General features: G+C 70.3%; 14 protein-coding genes. 9 read left to right on the plus strand and 5 right to left on the minus strand.

Going from position 1 to position 16,771, the window contains the following annotated elements; translation table 11 throughout:
* Position 1: 1 nt before the first annotated feature.
* On the minus strand, positions 2 to 1,261 hold the full coding sequence (locus tag LOK46_RS15685) for an ABC transporter substrate-binding protein (RefSeq protein ID WP_273558580.1): 1,260 nt from the start codon (positions 1,259 to 1,261) through the stop codon (positions 2 to 4).
* 119 nt (positions 1,262 to 1,380) lie between these two features.
* Between LOK46_RS15685 and LOK46_RS15690 the strand changes: the two genes are divergently transcribed.
* The 5 genes from LOK46_RS15690 (at position 1,381) to LOK46_RS15710 (ending at position 8,749) form a co-directional block, all read left to right on the plus strand.
* Positions 1,381 to 2,094, plus strand: a complete 714-nt coding sequence (locus tag LOK46_RS15690) for a GntR family transcriptional regulator (RefSeq protein WP_273558581.1) — start codon at positions 1,381 to 1,383, stop codon at positions 2,092 to 2,094.
* 2 nt (positions 2,095 to 2,096) lie between these two features.
* Positions 2,097 to 2,864, plus strand: coding sequence for an SDR family oxidoreductase (locus LOK46_RS15695; RefSeq protein WP_273558583.1), 768 nt, complete (start codon positions 2,097 to 2,099; stop codon positions 2,862 to 2,864).
* Between the two features lie 156 nt (positions 2,865 to 3,020).
* The gene (locus LOK46_RS15700) at positions 3,021 to 4,826 is read left to right on the plus strand and encodes an IlvD/Edd family dehydratase (protein WP_273558585.1); all 1,806 of its coding nucleotides are present in this window, start codon (positions 3,021 to 3,023) and stop codon (positions 4,824 to 4,826) included.
* 233 nt (positions 4,827 to 5,059) lie between these two features.
* Positions 5,060 to 8,047, plus strand: a complete 2,988-nt coding sequence (locus LOK46_RS15705) for an FAD-binding and (Fe-S)-binding domain-containing protein (protein ID WP_273558587.1) — start codon at positions 5,060 to 5,062, stop codon at positions 8,045 to 8,047.
* Between the two features lie 21 nt (positions 8,048 to 8,068).
* Positions 8,069 to 8,749, plus strand: a complete 681-nt coding sequence (locus LOK46_RS15710; protein ID WP_273558588.1) for a GntR family transcriptional regulator — start codon at positions 8,069 to 8,071, stop codon at positions 8,747 to 8,749.
* 31 nt (positions 8,750 to 8,780) lie between these two features.
* On the opposite strand, the gene LOK46_RS15715 is transcribed toward LOK46_RS15710, so the two are convergent.
* Positions 8,781 to 9,710 (minus strand): class I SAM-dependent methyltransferase, encoded by a 930-nt coding sequence (locus LOK46_RS15715; protein WP_273558590.1) that lies wholly within the window; start codon positions 9,708 to 9,710, stop codon positions 8,781 to 8,783.
* A gap of 176 nt (positions 9,711 to 9,886) precedes the next feature.
* Entirely contained in the window at positions 9,887 to 10,540 is a 654-nt protein-coding gene (locus LOK46_RS15720; protein WP_273558592.1) for a GntR family transcriptional regulator, read from the minus strand.
* A gap of 194 nt (positions 10,541 to 10,734) precedes the next feature.
* On the opposite strand from LOK46_RS15720, the gene dctP reads away from it, so the two are divergent.
* The 4 genes from dctP (at position 10,735) to LOK46_RS15740 (ending at position 14,459) form a co-directional block, all read left to right on the plus strand.
* Positions 10,735 to 11,757 (plus strand): TRAP transporter substrate-binding protein DctP, encoded by a 1,023-nt coding sequence (gene dctP, locus LOK46_RS15725; RefSeq protein ID WP_273558594.1) that lies wholly within the window; start codon positions 10,735 to 10,737, stop codon positions 11,755 to 11,757.
* Positions 11,754 to 12,446, plus strand: coding sequence for a TRAP transporter small permease (locus LOK46_RS15730; protein ID WP_273558596.1), 693 nt, complete (start codon positions 11,754 to 11,756; stop codon positions 12,444 to 12,446). Before dctP ends, LOK46_RS15730 begins: the two co-directional genes overlap by 4 nt.
* Entirely contained in the window at positions 12,443 to 13,795 is a 1,353-nt protein-coding gene (locus LOK46_RS15735; protein WP_273558598.1) for a TRAP transporter large permease, read from the plus strand. The genes LOK46_RS15730 and LOK46_RS15735 overlap by 4 nt, the downstream gene beginning before the upstream one ends.
* Positions 13,796 to 13,991: 196 nt before the next feature.
* Positions 13,992 to 14,459, plus strand: coding sequence for a YbaK/EbsC family protein (locus LOK46_RS15740; protein WP_273558600.1), 468 nt, complete (start codon positions 13,992 to 13,994; stop codon positions 14,457 to 14,459).
* Between the two features lie 252 nt (positions 14,460 to 14,711).
* Here LOK46_RS15740 and LOK46_RS15745 read toward each other — a convergent pair whose 3' ends face one another.
* Together LOK46_RS15745 and LOK46_RS15750 are read right to left on the minus strand one after the other, a co-directional pair.
* Positions 14,712 to 15,524, minus strand: coding sequence for an enoyl-CoA hydratase/isomerase family protein (locus LOK46_RS15745; protein ID WP_273558601.1), 813 nt, complete (start codon positions 15,522 to 15,524; stop codon positions 14,712 to 14,714).
* A gap of 24 nt (positions 15,525 to 15,548) precedes the next feature.
* The gene (locus tag LOK46_RS15750) at positions 15,549 to 16,769 is read right to left on the minus strand and encodes a CaiB/BaiF CoA transferase family protein (protein ID WP_273558603.1); all 1,221 of its coding nucleotides are present in this window, start codon (positions 16,767 to 16,769) and stop codon (positions 15,549 to 15,551) included.
* Between the last annotated feature and the right edge of the window lie 2 nt (positions 16,770 to 16,771).

Here is a 16,771-nt window from a genome sequence, read left to right on the forward strand (position 1 = left end):
CTCACGCCGGGAAGGTGCAGGCGTTCTCGTCGCGGGTCGTGGCGAGCACTTCCAGGCTCTCGCCCGGTCCCGGCAGCGGACCGGTGGAGGTGAAGATGTCGTAGGGGTTCTTGACCTGATCGGCCGGCAGGGCCGTGATCGCGAACATCTCCTGCATCAGCTCGTGGTCCCAGGGGCGGAAATAGCCCTCGCGGACCTTGGCGATGTCGAACTTCGCGCCCGATTCGAGATGCTCCACGACCTTGATCGACTCGGTCGATTTCAGCTCGTTCATCGACTGGGCGACGATCTTCATCGCCGTGTAGTCGCCCCAGCCCTGGTTCTCCGGCGGCTTCTTGTACTTGGCCTTGAAGGCGGCCACGAATTTCTTGGCCGAGGGCGAGTCGATCTGGTGATGCCAGATCACCGGCCACGTGCCGAGGAAGTTTCCGGGCCCGGCGCCCCAGGCGAGCGCGGTGTCGAAGCCGAAGCCCGCGACCGGGAACGGCAGGCCGAACTCGCTGAACTGCTTGAGGAAGTTGGTGATCTGCGCGCCCGCGAGGTTGCAGATCACGAGGTCCGGTTTGGCCTGACGGAGCTTCAGCAGGAACGGCGAGAAGTCGGTGAGTTCGGTGGGGATCAGATCCTCGCCGACGAGGGTGGCGTCGTGGGCCGCGAAGTACTTCTTCGCCTGCTTCAGGAGGTCGTGGCCGAAGGCGTAGTCAGCGGTGAGCGCGTAGACCTTCCGGCCCTTGATCAGCCCCCGGTCGAGGAGCGCGCGGCCGCAGGCGCGCACCATCATGGTGTTCTGCGATTCCACGTGGAACATGAAGCGCTTGCAGTCGGAGCCGCGCAGCGCGTCCGAGTTGGCGCCGGTGTTGATGAACAGGATCTTCTCGCGCTGGGCCACCTGGCTGATCGCCAGCGCCGAAGCGGAGTTGATCTCGCCGACGAGGCAGGCGACGCGGTCACGCTGGACCATGCGCTCGGCCTTGGCCGAGGCGGTCTGCGGATTGACGCTGTCCTCCGAGAGCAGTTCGACCTTCCGGCCCGCGATGCCGCCGGCGGCGTTGATCTCCTCCACCGCGAGCTGGGCCGCCTGCACGGCGAACTCACCGAGCGGTCCCAGGAAGCCGGTGCGCGGCGTCAGGTGGCCGATGCGGATGACGTCGGATTGGCCCTGAGACAGCGCCGGGCTCGCGAGGGCCGGCGCGAGGAGCGCCGCGCCGCCGGCGCGCAGAAGGCTGCGGCGAGAAAGGGAATCCCCGTACCGGTCCGTCATCGTTCCGCTCCCGTGCGTGTCCTCCAGCCGGGTTTTTGCGGCGGGCTCTGGCGGCCCTCACCCGAACTGTGATCACAGATCACTAGCGCGATAGTGCCGGATCCGTCTAGTGTCGGCACATGAATTCCACCCTGGCCCTGGCCGAACTGCCCCAACTCGAGCGTCGGACGCTGTCCGACACCGTCTACGAGGCCCTGTCGGACCTCCTCGCCTCGGGGCGGCTGGCGCCGGGCGACCGGCTGTCCCTGCGCCAGAGCGCGGCGGCCCTCGGCGTCTCGGTGATGCCGGTGCGCGAGGCGGTGAGCCGCCTCGCGGCGGACGGCGTGCTGGAAGTGGCGCCGAATCGGGTGATCCGCGTGCCGGTCATGGGCGCGGCCGCCTTCCGGGCCCTGGTCGAGACCCGCATCGCGGTCGAGGGCATCGCGGTGGCTCGGGCCGCCGAGCGGCGGACGGCCGGCGAGCTCGCTGTGATCCGGCGCGCCGAGGCGGCCTTCCGGGCGGAGGCCGAGGCGGTGGAGCCCGACAGGGCGCGCGCCGTTCAGCTCAACCGCGACCTGCATTTCGCGATCTACGGCGCCTGCGGGCTCGGGCCGCTTCAGGAGATCATCGCCCGGCTCTGGCTGAAGGCGGGTCCGGTGATCAACCTGGATCTGCGCGCCCATCCGGAGCGCCTGCTCCAAGGCTTCGCGCTCCGGCGCCACGCCGAGGCCGTGGCGGCCGTCGAGAATCGGGACGGTGCGGCGGCCGCGACCGCGATCGCGGCCGACATCCGGGAAGCCGCGGAGTTCATCTTGACCCGCGGCGGATTGCGGGACGTTCAGAGAGAGGACTGATCATGGATCTGGGGATTGCCGGCTTGCGCGTCCTGGTGACGGCGGGCGGTGCCGGAATCGGTCGTGAGATCGTCGACGCCTTCTTGGACGAAGGCGCGCGCGTCTTCGCCTGCGATATCGACACGGAGGCCCTGGCCGCGCTGCCGGACACAGTCGGGCGCAGCCGCACCGACGTCGCCGACCGCGCCGCGGTCGCCGCGATGATGGACCAGGCGGTCGAGTTCCTCGGCGGCCTCGACGTTCTGGTCAACAATGCCGGGATCGCCGGCCCGACCGGCCGTGTCGAGGAGATCGCCCCCGAGGAGTGGGACCGCTGCCTGACGGTCTGCCTGACCAGCCAGTTCAACTGCGCGCGGCTGGCGGTGCCGCACCTGCGCCAGAGCGCCAATGCCTCGATCGTCAACCTCTCCTCGGCCGCCGGCAAGTTCGGCTTCGCCCTGCGCAGTCCCTACGCCGCCGCCAAGTGGGGCGTGATCGGCTTCACCAAGTCGCTGGCGATCGAGCTCGGCGGCGCGGGGATCCGGGTGAACGCGATCCTGCCGGGTCTGGTCGCCGGGGATCGCCAGCGCCGGGTTCTCGAATCGAAGGCCCAGCAGCAGGGCACGAGCTTCGCCGACATGGAGGCGCGGGCGTTCTCGTTCGTGTCGGTGAAGGAATACGTCACGGCGCGGCAGCTCGCCGACCAGATCCTGCTGCTCTGCTCGCCGCGCGGCCGGACGATCTCGGGTCAGGCCATTTCCATCGACGGTGACACGCGGATGCTGTCCTGAAATCAATCCAGAGCCGGAGATGCTGCGGCTGATTACCCGCCGGAGTATTGCAAGATCGAGCCCATGGCGCCGCGACCGAGGTCGCGGTGCCCGCGGCGGCAGCGGAAGACAGGAGCCGGACCGCCAGCGCCGGCCACAGGATGCGAGGAAGCGACCATGAGCGACAAACGCCGGATCACGCCCGCCGACCTGCGCTCGAAGGCCTGGTTCGACAACCCGCACAACCCGGGCATGACCGCCCTCTACCTGGAGCGCTACCTCAATTACGGGCTGACGCCGGAGGAGCTGCGCTCGGGCAAGCCCCTGATCGGCATCGCCCAGACAGGGTCCGACCTGTCGCCCTGTAACCGCCACCACGTCGAGCTCGCCAAGCGGGTGCGGGAGGGGATCACGGCGGCCGGCGGCGTCGCCTTCGAGTTCCCGTGCCACCCGATCCAGGAGACGGGGAAGCGGCCGACCGCGTCGCTCGACCGGAACCTCGCCTACCTGTCCCTGGTGGAGGTGCTGTACGGCTACCCGCTCGACGGCGTCGTGCTGCTGACCGGTTGCGACAAGACCATGCCGGCCTGCCTGATGGCGGCGGCCACGGTCAACATCCCGGCGATCTCGCTGAACGTCGGGCCGATGCTCAACGGTTACTTCCACAAGGAGCTGACCGGCTCGGGCACGATCGTCTGGAAGGCGCGCGAGCGGCACGCGGCGGGCGACATCGATTTCCAGCAATTCATGGACATCGTCGGGTCGTCGGCGCCGTCGACGGGCCATTGCAACACGATGGGCACGGCCTCGACGATGAACGCCCTCGCCGAGGCGCTGGGATTCGCCCTCCCCGGCTCGGCCGCGATCCCGGCGCCCTACCGCGAGCGCGGCCAGGCCGCCTACGCCACCGGGCAGCGGATCGTCGAGATGGTCTGGGAAGACCTGAAGCCTTCCGACATCCTCACCCGCGAGGCCTTCGAGAACGCCATCGTGGCCAATGCCGCCATCGGCGGGTCGACCAACGCGCCGATCCACATCAACGCCATCGCCAAGCATATCGGCGTGCCGCTGAGCTGCGATGACTGGGAGCGGGTCGGGTTCGAGATCCCTCTGTTGGTGGACATGCAGCCCGCCGGCCGCTGGCTCGGCGAGGAGTATTTTCGCGCGGGGGGCCTCCCGGCGGTCTTCGCCGAGCTCATCGAGGCCGGGAAGGTCCACGAGGGCGCGCTGACCTGCAACGGCCGCACCGTGGGCGAGAACTACCGCGGGCGGCACAGCTGGAACCGCGACGTGATCCGCGCCTACGGCGAGCCGCTGATGGAGCGCGCGGGCTTCCTGAACCTCAAGGGAAGCCTGTTCGACTCGGCGATCATGAAGACCTGCGTGATCTCCGAGGAGTTCGCCGCGCGCTACCTGCGCAATCCGAACGACCCGATGGCGTTCGAGGGCCGCGTGATCGTGTTCGACGGGCCGGAGGACTACCACGTGCGGATCGACGACCCGACGCTCGACATCGACGAGAACACCATCCTGATCATGCGTGGGGCCGGTCCGATCGGCTATCCTGGCGCCGCCGAGGTGGTGAACATGCAGCCGCCCGGCGCCCTGATCCGGCGCGGCGTGACCTCCCTGCCCTGCATCGGAGACGGCCGGCAATCCGGCACCTCCGGCACGCCCGCGATCTTGAACGCCTCACCCGAGGCGGCGGCGGGCGGCGGACTGGCCCTGCTGCAGTCCGGTGACCGCATCCGCGTCGACCTCAACCGCCGGAGCGCCGACATCCTGCTCCCGGCCGAGGAACTCGCCCGCCGGCGCGCGGATCTGGCGGCGCGCGGCGGTTATCCCTACCCGGCGACGCAGACGCCCTGGCAGGAGATCTACCGCGATCAGGTCGAGCAACTCGACCAGGGTATGGTGCTGAAGGGCGCGGTGAAGTTCCAGAAGGTCGCGCAGACCTCCGGAGTGCCGCGGGACAACCACTGAGGCCATTACCGGGTCCCGAGTGGATGGGCGGACGCGGCGCCAGTATGCGCCGCGTCGCCGCAGGGTTGAAACGCGCCGCGCGGGGCAAGGATCGGGGCGGTCTTCGAGGCATGCCGATGCACGCGGCGCCGACATCCCGTCCCCGGCGTGACGCCGCGGCCAGTTTGCTCCGCCGTGAATTTTGAATACATTTCCCGGCGGGTGGGCGCGTCCCACCCCGGGAGGGATCGATCGTGACGGAAGCGAGGGCGGATGCCCCGGCGCCGCGTGCCGCGGCGCGCCTGGACGCCGGATTGCCGCGCAGGCTGGCGGAGCAGCTCCAGGGCGAGGCGCGTTTCGACGCGTTCACGCGCGGACGCTACAGCACGGACGCGTCGATCTACCAGATCATGCCGGCCGGCGTGGTGCTGCCGCGCTCCGCCTCCGACATCGCCGCGACCCTGCGCATCGCCGCCGAGCACGGCGCGCCGGTGATCCTGCGCGGTGGCGGCACTTCGCAGAACGGCCAGCCGATCGGGTCGGGCCTCGTGGTCGACTGCTCCCGGTACTTCAACGGCGTCTTGGCCTACGACGCGGAGGCCGGCACGATCACGGTCGAGCCCGGCATGGTTCTGGAGCGCCTGAACACCCGGGTGAAGGCCGACGGCTGGTTCTTCCCGGTCGAGCCCTCGACGGCGACCCGCTGCACCATCGGCGGCATGGCGGGCAACAATTCCTGCGGGGCCCGCTCCCTGCGCTACGGCAAGATGAGCGACAACGTCCTGTCGATCGAGGCGCTGCTCCACGACGGCGAGGCCTTCGGCTTCGGCCTGACCGGGAACGCGCATTCGGGCGTGCACGGGTCTGATCGGGCCGCGGCGCTGGCCGCCCGGATGCGCGGCCTCGCCGAGAACCACCGCGCCGAGATCGAGGCGCGCTACCCGAAGGTTCAGCGTCGCGTCGGCGGCTACAACCTCGACGCGCTGATCGAGGCGCAGCCGAACCTCGCGCACCTGCTCGTCGGGTCCGAGGGCACGCTGGCCGCGACCACCGCGGTGACGCTGAAGCTCTCGCGGCTGCCGGCGCACCGGGTGATGGGCGTGTGCCACTTCCCGTCCTTCCGGGCCGCCATGGAGACGACGCGGCACATCGTCGGCCTGGATCCGGTGGCGGTCGAACTCGTCGACAACAACGTCCTCGTGCTCGGCGCCGACATCCCGCTCTTCCGCACGACGCTCGCCGACATCACGAAGGGCAAGCCGAACTGCCTGCTGCTCACCGAGTTCGCCGGCGACGACCTCGCGTCGCTCAGGCGCGACCTGAAGCGCCTCGACGCCTGCATGGCCGATCACGGTTTCCCGGACGCCGTCGTGGAGGTGGTCGAGCCCGCCCGCCAGAAGTCGGTCTGGGAGGTTCGCGAGGCCTGCCTCAACATCATGATGTCGATGAAGGGCGACGCCAAGCCGGTCTCCTTCATCGAGGACTGCGCCGTCCCGCTGGAGCACCTCGCCGACTACACGGACGCGGTCACCGAGGTCTTCACCAGGAACGGCACACGCGGCACGTGGTACGCCCACGCCTCCGTCGGCTGCCTGCATGTCCGCCCGATCCTCGACATGAAGGAGGCCGGCGATGTCCGCCGGATGCGGGCGATCGCGGAGGAGACCTCCGAGCTGGTGCGCCGCTACAAGGGCTCGTATTCCGGCGAGCACGGGGACGGCATCTCCCGCTCGGAATTCGTGGAGCCGCTCTTCGGAGCGACCCTCACCCGCGCCTTCGAGACCGTGAAGGACGCGTTCGATCCGGACGACCGCCTCAACCCCGGCAAGATCGTGCGGGCCCCGAAATTCGACGATCGCAGCCTGTTCCGGTTTAAGCCGGACTACGCGGTCACGGCCCCGATGAAGACTGCCCTCGACTGGTCGGACTGGGGCGGCTTCGGCTCCGCCGTCGAGATGTGCAACAACAACGGCACCTGCCGGAAGCTCGTCGGCGGCGCCATGTGCCCCTCCTACCGGGCGACCAAGGAGGAGCAGCACCTGACCCGGGGTCGGGCGAATTCCCTGCGGCTCGCCATCTCCGGCCAGCTCGGCAAGGACGCCTTCACCAGCCCGGAGATGAAGCGCACCCTCGATCTCTGCGTCTCCTGCAAGGCCTGCCGCCGCGAGTGCCCGACCGGCGTCGACATGGCCAAGATGAAGATCGAGTTCCTGCATCACTATCACGCCCGCCACGGGCTGCCCCTGCGGGAGCGCCTCATCGCGACGATGCCGCTCTATGCCGGGACCGCGGCGAGACTGGCGCCGCTCCTCAACCTGCGGGATCGGTATCCCGCGCTCGCAGCCCTCTCGGAGCGCCTCGCCGGGCTCTCGGCCAAGCGCTCGCTGCCGCGCTGGCGCCGGCCCTGGAGCGAGCAGGGCGAGCCCGCCCACGCGCAGGACGTGGCGGGCGACTTCCGCGACGTGATTCTCTTCGGCGATACCTTCAACCGGGCGTTCGAGCGGGAGAATCTGGAGGCGGCCGAGCGCGTCCTGCAGGCCGCCGGGTACCGGCTGCACCGGGTCTACCCGTCCCGCGGCCGGCGCCCGCTCTGCTGCGGCCGGACCTGGCTCTCCGCCGGCCAGACCGACCGTGCGCGTCAGGAGGCGCGCCGCACCCTCGACGCGCTGCTGCCGTTCCTGCGCGCGGGCGCCCGGGTGGTCGGCCTGGAGCCGTCCTGCCTGCTCACCTTCCGGGATGAGTTCGCGGCCCTCCTGCCCGGCGAAGAGTCCGCGCTGCTGGCCAAGCAGTCGTTCCTGTTCGAGGAGTTGCTGGCCTCCGACCTGACGGCCGGCCGGATCGCGCTGCCCTTCGCCGACCAGGGCGGCCGGGTCGCGCACCTGCACGGCCACTGCCACCAGAAATCCTTCGGCGTCATGGGCTCGGTCGAGACGGTGCTCCGGTCGGTACCGGGGCTCGACCTGCGGGTCATCGAGTCGAGTTGCTGCGGGATGGCGGGCGCCTTCGGCTACCGGCCGGACACCATCGAGACGTCCTTCGCCATGGCGGAGCTGTCGCTGTTCCCGGCGCTTCGCGCCGCCGGACCCGACGATCTCGTGGTGGCCGACGGCACAAGTTGCCGCCACCAGATCCACGACGGGCTGGGCCTCCGGGCGGAACATGTGGCTCGCGTGCTGGATCGGGCCCTCGTACCTCGACACTCCATTGCCGGGCACCTACACATAGACCACAGGTCGCACTGACCTGGCGTGTGTCGGGGGACCATGAACAAAATCGAGCCCGGGATCGGCATCAGCCGCCGCTACCTCCACGACGAGGTCGCCGAGCGCATGCGCGAACTGATCCGGTCCGGCGAGATGGAGCCGAAGGCGCGGATCAACGAGAGCGAGCTGACCGAGCGCTTCGGGATCTCGCGGACTCCGCTCCGCGAGGCGATCAAGATCCTGGCGACGGAGGGGCTGCTCGAACTGCTCCCGAACCGCGGGGCGCGCGTCGCCAGCATCTCGGACGGCGAACTCGAGGAGATGATGGAGGTGATCGCCGGCCTCGAGGCGACCGCCGGTGACCTCGCCTGCCGGACGATCACCGACGCCGACATCGACGCCCTGGTGGTCGATCACGACGCGATGGTCGAGGCCTGGAAATCGGGCGACGAGGCCGGCTATTTCAGCCACAACCGCCGGATTCACGAGGGGATCATGGCGGCGAGCCGCAACACGATCCTCGCCAACATCTACGAGAGCCTGTCCGGCCGGATCCAGCGCTCGCGCTACTCCGCCCACCAGACCCCGGAGCAGTGGGCCCGCGCCGTCTCCGAGCACGAGCGGATGATCGCGCTGCTGCGCGCCCGGGACGGCGCGGCGCTGGCCGTGCTGATGCGCGAGCACATCCGCGGGAAGAAGTCGGTGATCGCCGCGAATTACGGTGCGGCCGAGATCGCCTGAGCGCCTCGGTCGCCTCAAACTGCACGCGCGATCAGCCGGGCATCCCGGTCATCTCGAACCAGAACGACGCGCCCGGCGTGCGGGAATCGTTCGCGTAGAGGAACGGGATATCGGGGCCGGCGCCGCGGGCGGCGAAGACCGTCCTGACCCGGGCGCTCATCTCCGGGTCCTGGCAGATGTACATCACCGGCACTGTCACCCGGAACGGCGGCGCGCCGCACAGCAGCATCGCCGCGAGAAGGTACTGCTCGTTGTACAGCCTGCAGTTCCACGCGGACGGGTAGTCGTCCGGGATGAAGATGTCGTGGATCTGCACGATCACGCCGGGCGCGAGGCGCGGCATCACCTCGAAGAAGAACACGGTCACGTCCGAGTTCGCGAAGGTGCGGTGCGACCCGTCGAAGAACAGGACGTCGCCCGCCTTCAGCTCCTCGAAGATCTTCAGGTCGCAGGATTCGAGCGGGCTGCGCACGGTCCAGTCGCAGAGGGCGTCGATCTCGCGACGCGGCATCGGATCGATGGAGGTGATGCGCGTCGGCAGCTTCAGGGCGTCGATCGTGTGCCGCGCGAAGCAGGTCGAGCAGCCCGAGCCGATCTCGAAGAATCGCTCGGGGCGCTTCCAGGCCAGCATCGTCATCAGCGCGGCGCCGTCGAGGGCGGTGAACCACGTGTTGTTCCAGTAGGGCGTCGCCGCCCCGGCCACCGGCGCATCGTGCGGGACGCTGTGGAGCAGGTCCGCCCGCGCCTCGAGTTCGGTGAGGAACCGGTCGTAGGCCGCGTGCGACCGGCCGAGCACCGCCCTGAGCTGGCCGTGCGGCGCCCGGCCCGGCGTCCAGCGCGACGACGGCACGACCGGGTAGTAATCGTGGACCGTGTGGCTCCAGCGGAACGCTTCCCGGCTCGCCCGGAAGATGTCCACTCCCGCCCGGCGGCCCGCGCTCCTGACGACGTCCTTCAGCATGATCTGTCCCCGGCTGCGGACCGACAATGCCGGGACTACAACTTACGGTCGAGTCGGGCGGAACACCTACGCAGTCCAACCTGCGCGCAGGGTTAGGGCGCGGTGAAACGACGGCCCTCGGGCCCGGTCCGGATTCGGACGGGCCGTCCGCACGGGCATCGCGGCGGCTGCCCCGCTCAGGCGGCGCTCGGCGCCCGCAAGCCCGCCACGAGATCGGTGAAGCGGTCGCCCTGGACGATCACGTGGCTCCGCAGGGCGTCGGCGGCGCCGGCCTCGTCGCCCGCGATGATCGCGGCGACGATCGCCTCGTGCTCGGCCAGCGATTGCGGCAGGCGCTGGCGCACGCGCAGCTGCAGCCGGCGATACGGGGCCAGCCGGCGATGGAGTGACAGCGCCTGCTCCGCCAGGAAGGCGTTCCGGCTCGCCCGGTACACCACCGTGTGGAACACGTAGTTCTCGGCGTAGTAGGCCTCGGTGTCGTCGGTCGCCAGGGCGGCGCGGCAGCCCTCCAGCGCGGCGCGCAGCGCGGCGGCGTCCTCGGGGACGAGGCGGCGCGCCGCGAGGCGGCCGCACGCCGCCTCGATCTCCGCCATCGTCTCGAACATGGCCAGCAGAAGATGCGGCTCGGGGGCGCTGACGATCGCGCCGCGCCGGGGCTTCGTCTGCACCAGGCCGGTGACGGCGAGCTGCAGCAGCGCCTCGCGGATCGGCGTGCGCGAGACCCCGAAGCGGGCCGCGAGCTGGTTCTCGTCGAGCCGCGATCCCAGTGCGAGTTCGCCGGAGACGATCTCATCCTCGATTCGCTGCCGCAGCCGCTGCGCGTGGCTCATGCGCCCGTTTCCTCCCCCGACGATCGGGCCGCGCGCCGCCCCGCCCGTTGAGGCCGGCGGATGTTCGACGCACGCGAACATTATGCTGGAGCATTGACAAAATATACAAGCCGGTTTTCCATGCATACAACGAGGCGCCGCACTATTGCGGCGCACAAAATTACGCCGCGTTGTTTGCGGTGCGGGAGAGCTTCATGACGCCCACTCGTCGCTCGCTGATCGCGGCCACGCTCGCGGCACCGGCAATCCTGCGCTTCGGTGTCAACGGTGCCCAGGCGGCCACGACGCTGAAGCTGTCCCACCAGTTTCCCGGCGGCACCATCGACGAGGGCGATTTCCGCGATCGCATGTGCCGGAAGTTCGCCAAGATGGTCGGCGAGCGCTCGAAGGGCGCCCTGGATGTCCAGGTCTACCCGGGCTCCTCGCTGATGAAGACGAACGCCCAGTTCGGCGCCATGCGCAAGGGCGCCCTCGACATGTCGCTCTACCCGAGCCCCTACGCGGGCGGCGAGATCCCGGAGCTCAATATCGGCCTGATGCCCGCCCTGGTGACGTCCTACGCCCAGGCCGTGGCGTGGAAGGCGGCTCCGGTCGGCCGCAAGCTCACCGAGATCCTGGACGCGAAGGGCATCATCCTGGTCTCCTGGGTCTGGCAGGCCGGCGGCGTCGCGAGCCGGGAGCGCGCCCTCGTGTCGCCGGCCGACGCCAAGGGCATGAAGGTCCGCGGCGGGTCGCGCGAGATGGACATGATGATGAAGGAGGCCGGCGCGGCCACCCTCTCGATCCCGTCGAACGAATCCTACGCGGCGATGCAGACCGGCGCCTGCGACGCGGTGATCACCTCCTCCACCAGCCTGATCTCCTTCCGCCTGGAGGAGCTGTCCAAGGCGCTGACCTCGGGGCGCGAGCGCTCCTACTGGTTCATGCTCGAGCCGATCATGATGTCGAAGATCGTGTTCTCGGGCCTGCCGAAGGAGCAGCAGGACCTGATCATGGCGGTCGGTACGGAGCTCGAAGCCTTCGGCCAGTCCGGCGCGAAGGAGGATGACACCCGGGTCGAGGAGATCTTCGCCAAGGCCGGCGCCAAGGTCGTCCAGGTCGACGAGAAGTCCCTCGGCCAGTGGCGGGATCTCGCCCGCAACACGGCCTGGAAGGATTACGCCGCCAAGAACGCGAACTGCGCGGAACTGCTGAAGCTCGCGGAGCAGGTCGCGTGAGCCACGGCTTCGACGCGGCCACGGCCGCTCCGGACGCGCGCGGGGCTGAGGAGCCGCGCCTTCCGGGCCTCCTCGGCGCCTTCGACCGGGGCATGCGCCTCCTGAACAAGGTGATCCTGGCCGTCGGCGGCCTCTGCCTCGTGGCGGCCTGCCTGGTGCTCACCCACAGCGTCGTCGTCCGCTACCTCCTGAAGGAGCCGACGGAGTGGCAGGACGAGATGGCGGTGTACCTCATCATCGGGGCCACCTTCCTGTCGGCGGCCGGCGTGCAGGCCAAGCGCGGGCACGTGGCGATCGAGGCCCTGACCGGTCTCCTCCCGCCGGCCGCGAACCGGGTCCGGCTCCTGCTGGCCGACATCGTCAGCCTCGCCTTCTGCCTGTTCTTCGCGTGGAAGAGCTGGTCGCTCGATCACGAGGCCTGGGTCGACGGTCAGGTGTCGCAGTCGACCTGGGGGCCGCCGCTCTGGATCCCCTACACGCTCATGTCGGTCGGCATGAGCCTGCTGTGCCTCCAGTTCGTCCTGCAGATCGCCGAGGCCCTCGCCTACGGGCCGCGGGCCGCCGGCTGGGCGCAGCCCAAGATCGGGCTCGGAGCCGACGTCAATCGCGACATGCACGGGGCGGCCGAGGTCGCGCCTCGGGGACCGGATCCGATGGGTCAGACCGTTTCCGCGAAGGTTGAACGATGAGCACGGCCGCGATCGGCTTCCTGTACGCGGGCGCGACCCTCGGGGCGATGCTCTCGGGCATCCCCATCGCCTTCGCGCTGGGCTTCGTGGCGCTCGCCTTCATGGTGGCGTTCATGCCCGGCGCCTCCCTCGATACGGTGGCGCAGAACGTCTACGAGGAGATGGCCTCGATCACCCTGCTGTCGATCCCGCTCTTCATCCTGAAGGGCGCGGCCATCGGGCGGTCCAAGGCCGGCCAGGATCTCTACACCGCCATGCACGCCTGGATGCACCGCATCCCGGGCGGGTTGGGCATCGCCAACGTCTTCGCCTGCGCGCTGTTCGCCGCCATGGCGGGCTCCAGCCCGGCCACCTGCTCGGCGATCGGCTCCGCCGGCATCCCGGAGATGCGCAAGCGCGGCTACTCGCCGGGCTTCGCCGCCGGGATCATCGCGGCGGGCGGCACGCTCGGCATCCTGCTGCCGCCCTCGATCACCATGATCCTGTACGCGGTCGCGGCCGAGCAGTCGCTCGGGCGGCTGTTCCTCGCGGGCATCGGGCCGGGGCTCCTGCTCGTGGGCCTGTTCGCCGCGTGGTCGATGGTGCGCTTCCGCTCGGAATACGCCGCCGCCAAGGAGGCACTGGAGCGCGGCGGGCCGGCCTCGCCGATCCTGGCCGACGAGCAGTACAGCATGTCGCAGCGCTTCTCGACGCTGCCGCGGGTCCTGCCCTTCGTGGTCCTGCTCACCGGCGTGATGGTGGCGCTCTACGGCGGCTACGCCACGCCCTCGGAGACCGCGGGCCTCGGCGGGCTGATGGCCCTGGCGCTGATCGCCGCGATCTACGGTGTCTGGCGGTTCCGCGACGTCACGCCGATCCTGACGGCGACGCTGCGGGAATCGACCATGCTGATGCTGATCATCGGCATGTCGCTCCTCTACGCCTACGTGATGAGCTACCTGCACATCTCGCAATCGGCCGCCGCCGCGATCGTCGCGATGCAGCTCTCGCCGTGGCTGCTGCTGGTGACCATCCTGGCGCTGGTGATCGCGCTGGGCTTCTTCCTGCCGCCGGTCTCGATCATCCTGATGACGGCGCCGATCATCCTGCCGCCGCTCAAGGCCGCCGGATTTGACCTCGTCTGGTTCGGCGTCGTGATGACCATCACCATGGAGATGGGCCTGATCCACCCGCCGGTGGGCCTGAACATCTTCGTCATCAAGAACATCGCCCCGGACATCCCGCTCTCGGACATCATCTGGGGCACCCTGCCCTTCGTGATCCTGATGGCGGTGGCGATCCTGATCCTGTGCCTCGTGCCCGGCATCGCGATGTGGCTGCCGGACCTGCTGCTGACGACGACGCGGTAGGTCGACCCGAGCAGAAGCGCCGCGAGGCAGGCCCCTCTCCGCCCGGAGGGGGGCCTGTCGCGTGGAGGGACGCGGTCACGCGGGCTCCGCGTCCCGCGCAGCGGCGCCCCGCGTCGGCGCGCTGGCCGCCGCGCCCGGAGCCGCCTATGGCAGCGCGCGCGCCGCGCCGCCCCGATCTCGAGCTTCGGACCGAACCATGAGCCTCGCCTCCGTGCGCGCCTTCTTCGCCGAGAAGGCGCCCGACATCGCGGTCATCGTGCTGGGGACCAGCACCGCGACCGTCGCCGAGGCGGCCGAGGGCCACGGCGTCGTCCCGGCGCAGATCGCCAAGACGCTCTCGATCCGAGTCGGCGAGCAGGTCGCCCTGGTGGTGACGCGCGGCGACGCCCGGCTCGACAACCGGAAGGCCAAGGCCGCCTTCGGCGGCAAGGTGCGGATGCTCGACCTCGGCGAGGTGGAGGTCCTCACCGGCCACCCGGTGGGCGGCGTCTGCCCCTTCGGCCTGTCGACGCCGCTGCCCGTCTACTGCGACGTCTCGCTGAGGGCGTTCGACGAGGTGGTGCCGGCGGCCGGCAGCACCCACAGCTCGGTGCGGATCGCGCCGGCGCGGATGGCCGAGCTGACCGGCGCCGCCTGGGTCGACGTCTGCGCGCTGCCGGGCTGAGCGGCGCGGCTGGCGCCGTTCCCGCTCCGCACGACGCGCGGGTCCCCTCTCCCGTGCGGGAGAAAGACAGGGTGAGGGATCAGGTCTGTCCGGACGAGGCGCGCGCCGTCGACGCAGGATCGCGCGCTCGATCCTGAACGTTCTCGTCCCGCACCCCGACCCTCTCCCGCACGGGAGAGGGGGCATGGCGCCACTGTCTCGACACCGGAGGCGCCGTCCCTCCGGACCGTCGCAGCACCCTCCGGTGCGGCCCTAGCGCCCGGTCCAGTTGGGCGGGCGCTTGCCGAGGAACGCCTCCATGCCCTCGCGGAAATCCTGGCTCATGTAGCACATGAGGATCAGGTCATCGCCGGGATGCGGCGCGCCCTCGGCGCCGGCCTCCTCCTCTGCGAGGCGCCGCAGCCCCTCCTTGGTCGCCTGCATGGTCAGCGGCGCGTGGTTGGCCAGCAGCTGCGCCAGGGTATCCACCCGCTCGGTGAGCGCGGCGCGATCGTCCACCATCTCGCCGATGAGCCCGATGCCGAGCGCCTCCTCGGCGCCGACGAGCCGGGCGGTGAAGATGATGTCCTTGACCCGCGCCGGGCCGATCAGGCCGGAGAGCCGCTTGAGGTTGCCCTGGCTCAGGCAGTTGCCGAGGGTGCGGGCGATCGGGAAGCCGAAGCGCGCGTCGCGCGTGGCCACCCGCAGGTCGCAGGCGGCCGCGATGGCGGCGCCGCCGCCCGTGCAGGCCCCGGCGATCGCCGCGATGGTCGGCACCCGCAGCCGCTCCAGGGAGCCCAGCACCTTGTCCATGAAGCGTTCGTAGCCCAGCGCGTCCTCGGCGGTGCTGAAGTCGCGGAACTGGGCGATGTCGGTCCCGGCCGCGAAGGCCTTGTCGCCCGCGCCGGTGATGATCAGCGCCTTGACCGCCGGGTTGTCGGCGATCGCCTCGCAGCAGGTGATCAGGCCCTGATACATCGCGAAGGTGAGCGCGTTGCGCGCCTGCGGACGGTTCAGGACGATGCGGGCGATGCCGGCCTCGTCGGTGGTGAACAGCAGCTCGTCGGTCGCGGGCTTGGCAGTCATGCGCGGCGTCTCCGGGTGGCGGCGTCAGGCCGCGGTCTCGCGGACCACGCCCCGCGCGATCAGCGCGTCGATCTCCGCCGGCGCGTAGCCGGCCTCCGCCAGGATCGCCCGGGAATGCTCGCCGAGCAACGGGGCCGGCCCGTGCACGCGTCCCGGTGTCTCGGAGAACTTCACCGGCAGGCCGAGGGTCTTCATGCGCCCGACCCGCGGGTGATCGACCTCGACCACCATCTCGCGGGCGAGCGCCTGCGGGTCGCGGTGCATGGCGTTCACGTCGAGGACCGGCCCGGCCGGGACGCCGCCGGCCTCGAGCCGGGCGAGCCACTCGGCCGAGCTGTGGGCCCGGAAGATCGGCGCGAGGGTCGCGGCGAGGTCGTGCCGGTTGGCCATCCGGTCGCGGTTGAGCGCGAAGCGCGGGTCCTCGGCGAGGCGGTCCGCGCCGATGGCCTTGAGCAGGCGCAGCCAGTTGGTCTGGTTGGCCGCGCCGATCGTGATCCACCCGTCGGCGGTCTCGAAGGCCTCGTAGGGGGCGTTCAGCGGATGGGCCGAGCCCATCGGGCCGGGCGCGATCCCGGTCGCCATGGCGATGGCCGACTGCCAGTAGGTGTGGGTGATGCCGGCCTCGAACAGCGACGTGTCGACCGCCTGGCCTTGGCCCGTCCGGAGCCGGTTCGCGTAGGCGGCCAGGACGCCCATCGCGGCCAGGATGCCGGCGGTGATGTCGGTGACCGGCGGCCCGCACTTCATCGGCGGACGCCCGGGCCCCTCCCCGGTCACCGACATGAGGCCGCTCATGCCCTGCGCCACGAGGTCGAACCCGGCGCGGTCGGCGTAGGGACCGGTGCGGCCGAAGCCGGAGAGCGAGCAGTAGACCAGTTCGGGGAACTCGACCTTCAGGGTCTCGTACCCGATCCCGAGGCGCTCCATCGTGCCGCCGCGGTAGTTCTCGATCAGGGCGTCCGCGCCCCTGAGCAGGCGGCGCAGGACCGCCACGCCGTCCGGATCCTTCAGGTCGAGGCTGATGCCGCGCTTGCCGCGGTTCATCATCATGTAGGCGGCGCTCTCGCCCTCGAGGGCGGGCGGGACGGTGCGACGGGTGTCGTCGCCCTCCATCTTCTCGACCTTGATCACCTCCGCGCCCATGTCGGCGAGCATCAGCCCGCAGACCGGCCCGGCCATGATGTGGGCGAGCTCGATCACCCGCATCCCGGCGAGCGGGCCGGACCGCTCCATCGTCTCCGCCATGG

Origin of the sequence: Methylobacterium sp. NMS14P (assembly GCF_028583545.1) — a bacterium.
GTDB lineage: Bacteria > Pseudomonadota > Alphaproteobacteria > Rhizobiales > Beijerinckiaceae > Methylobacterium.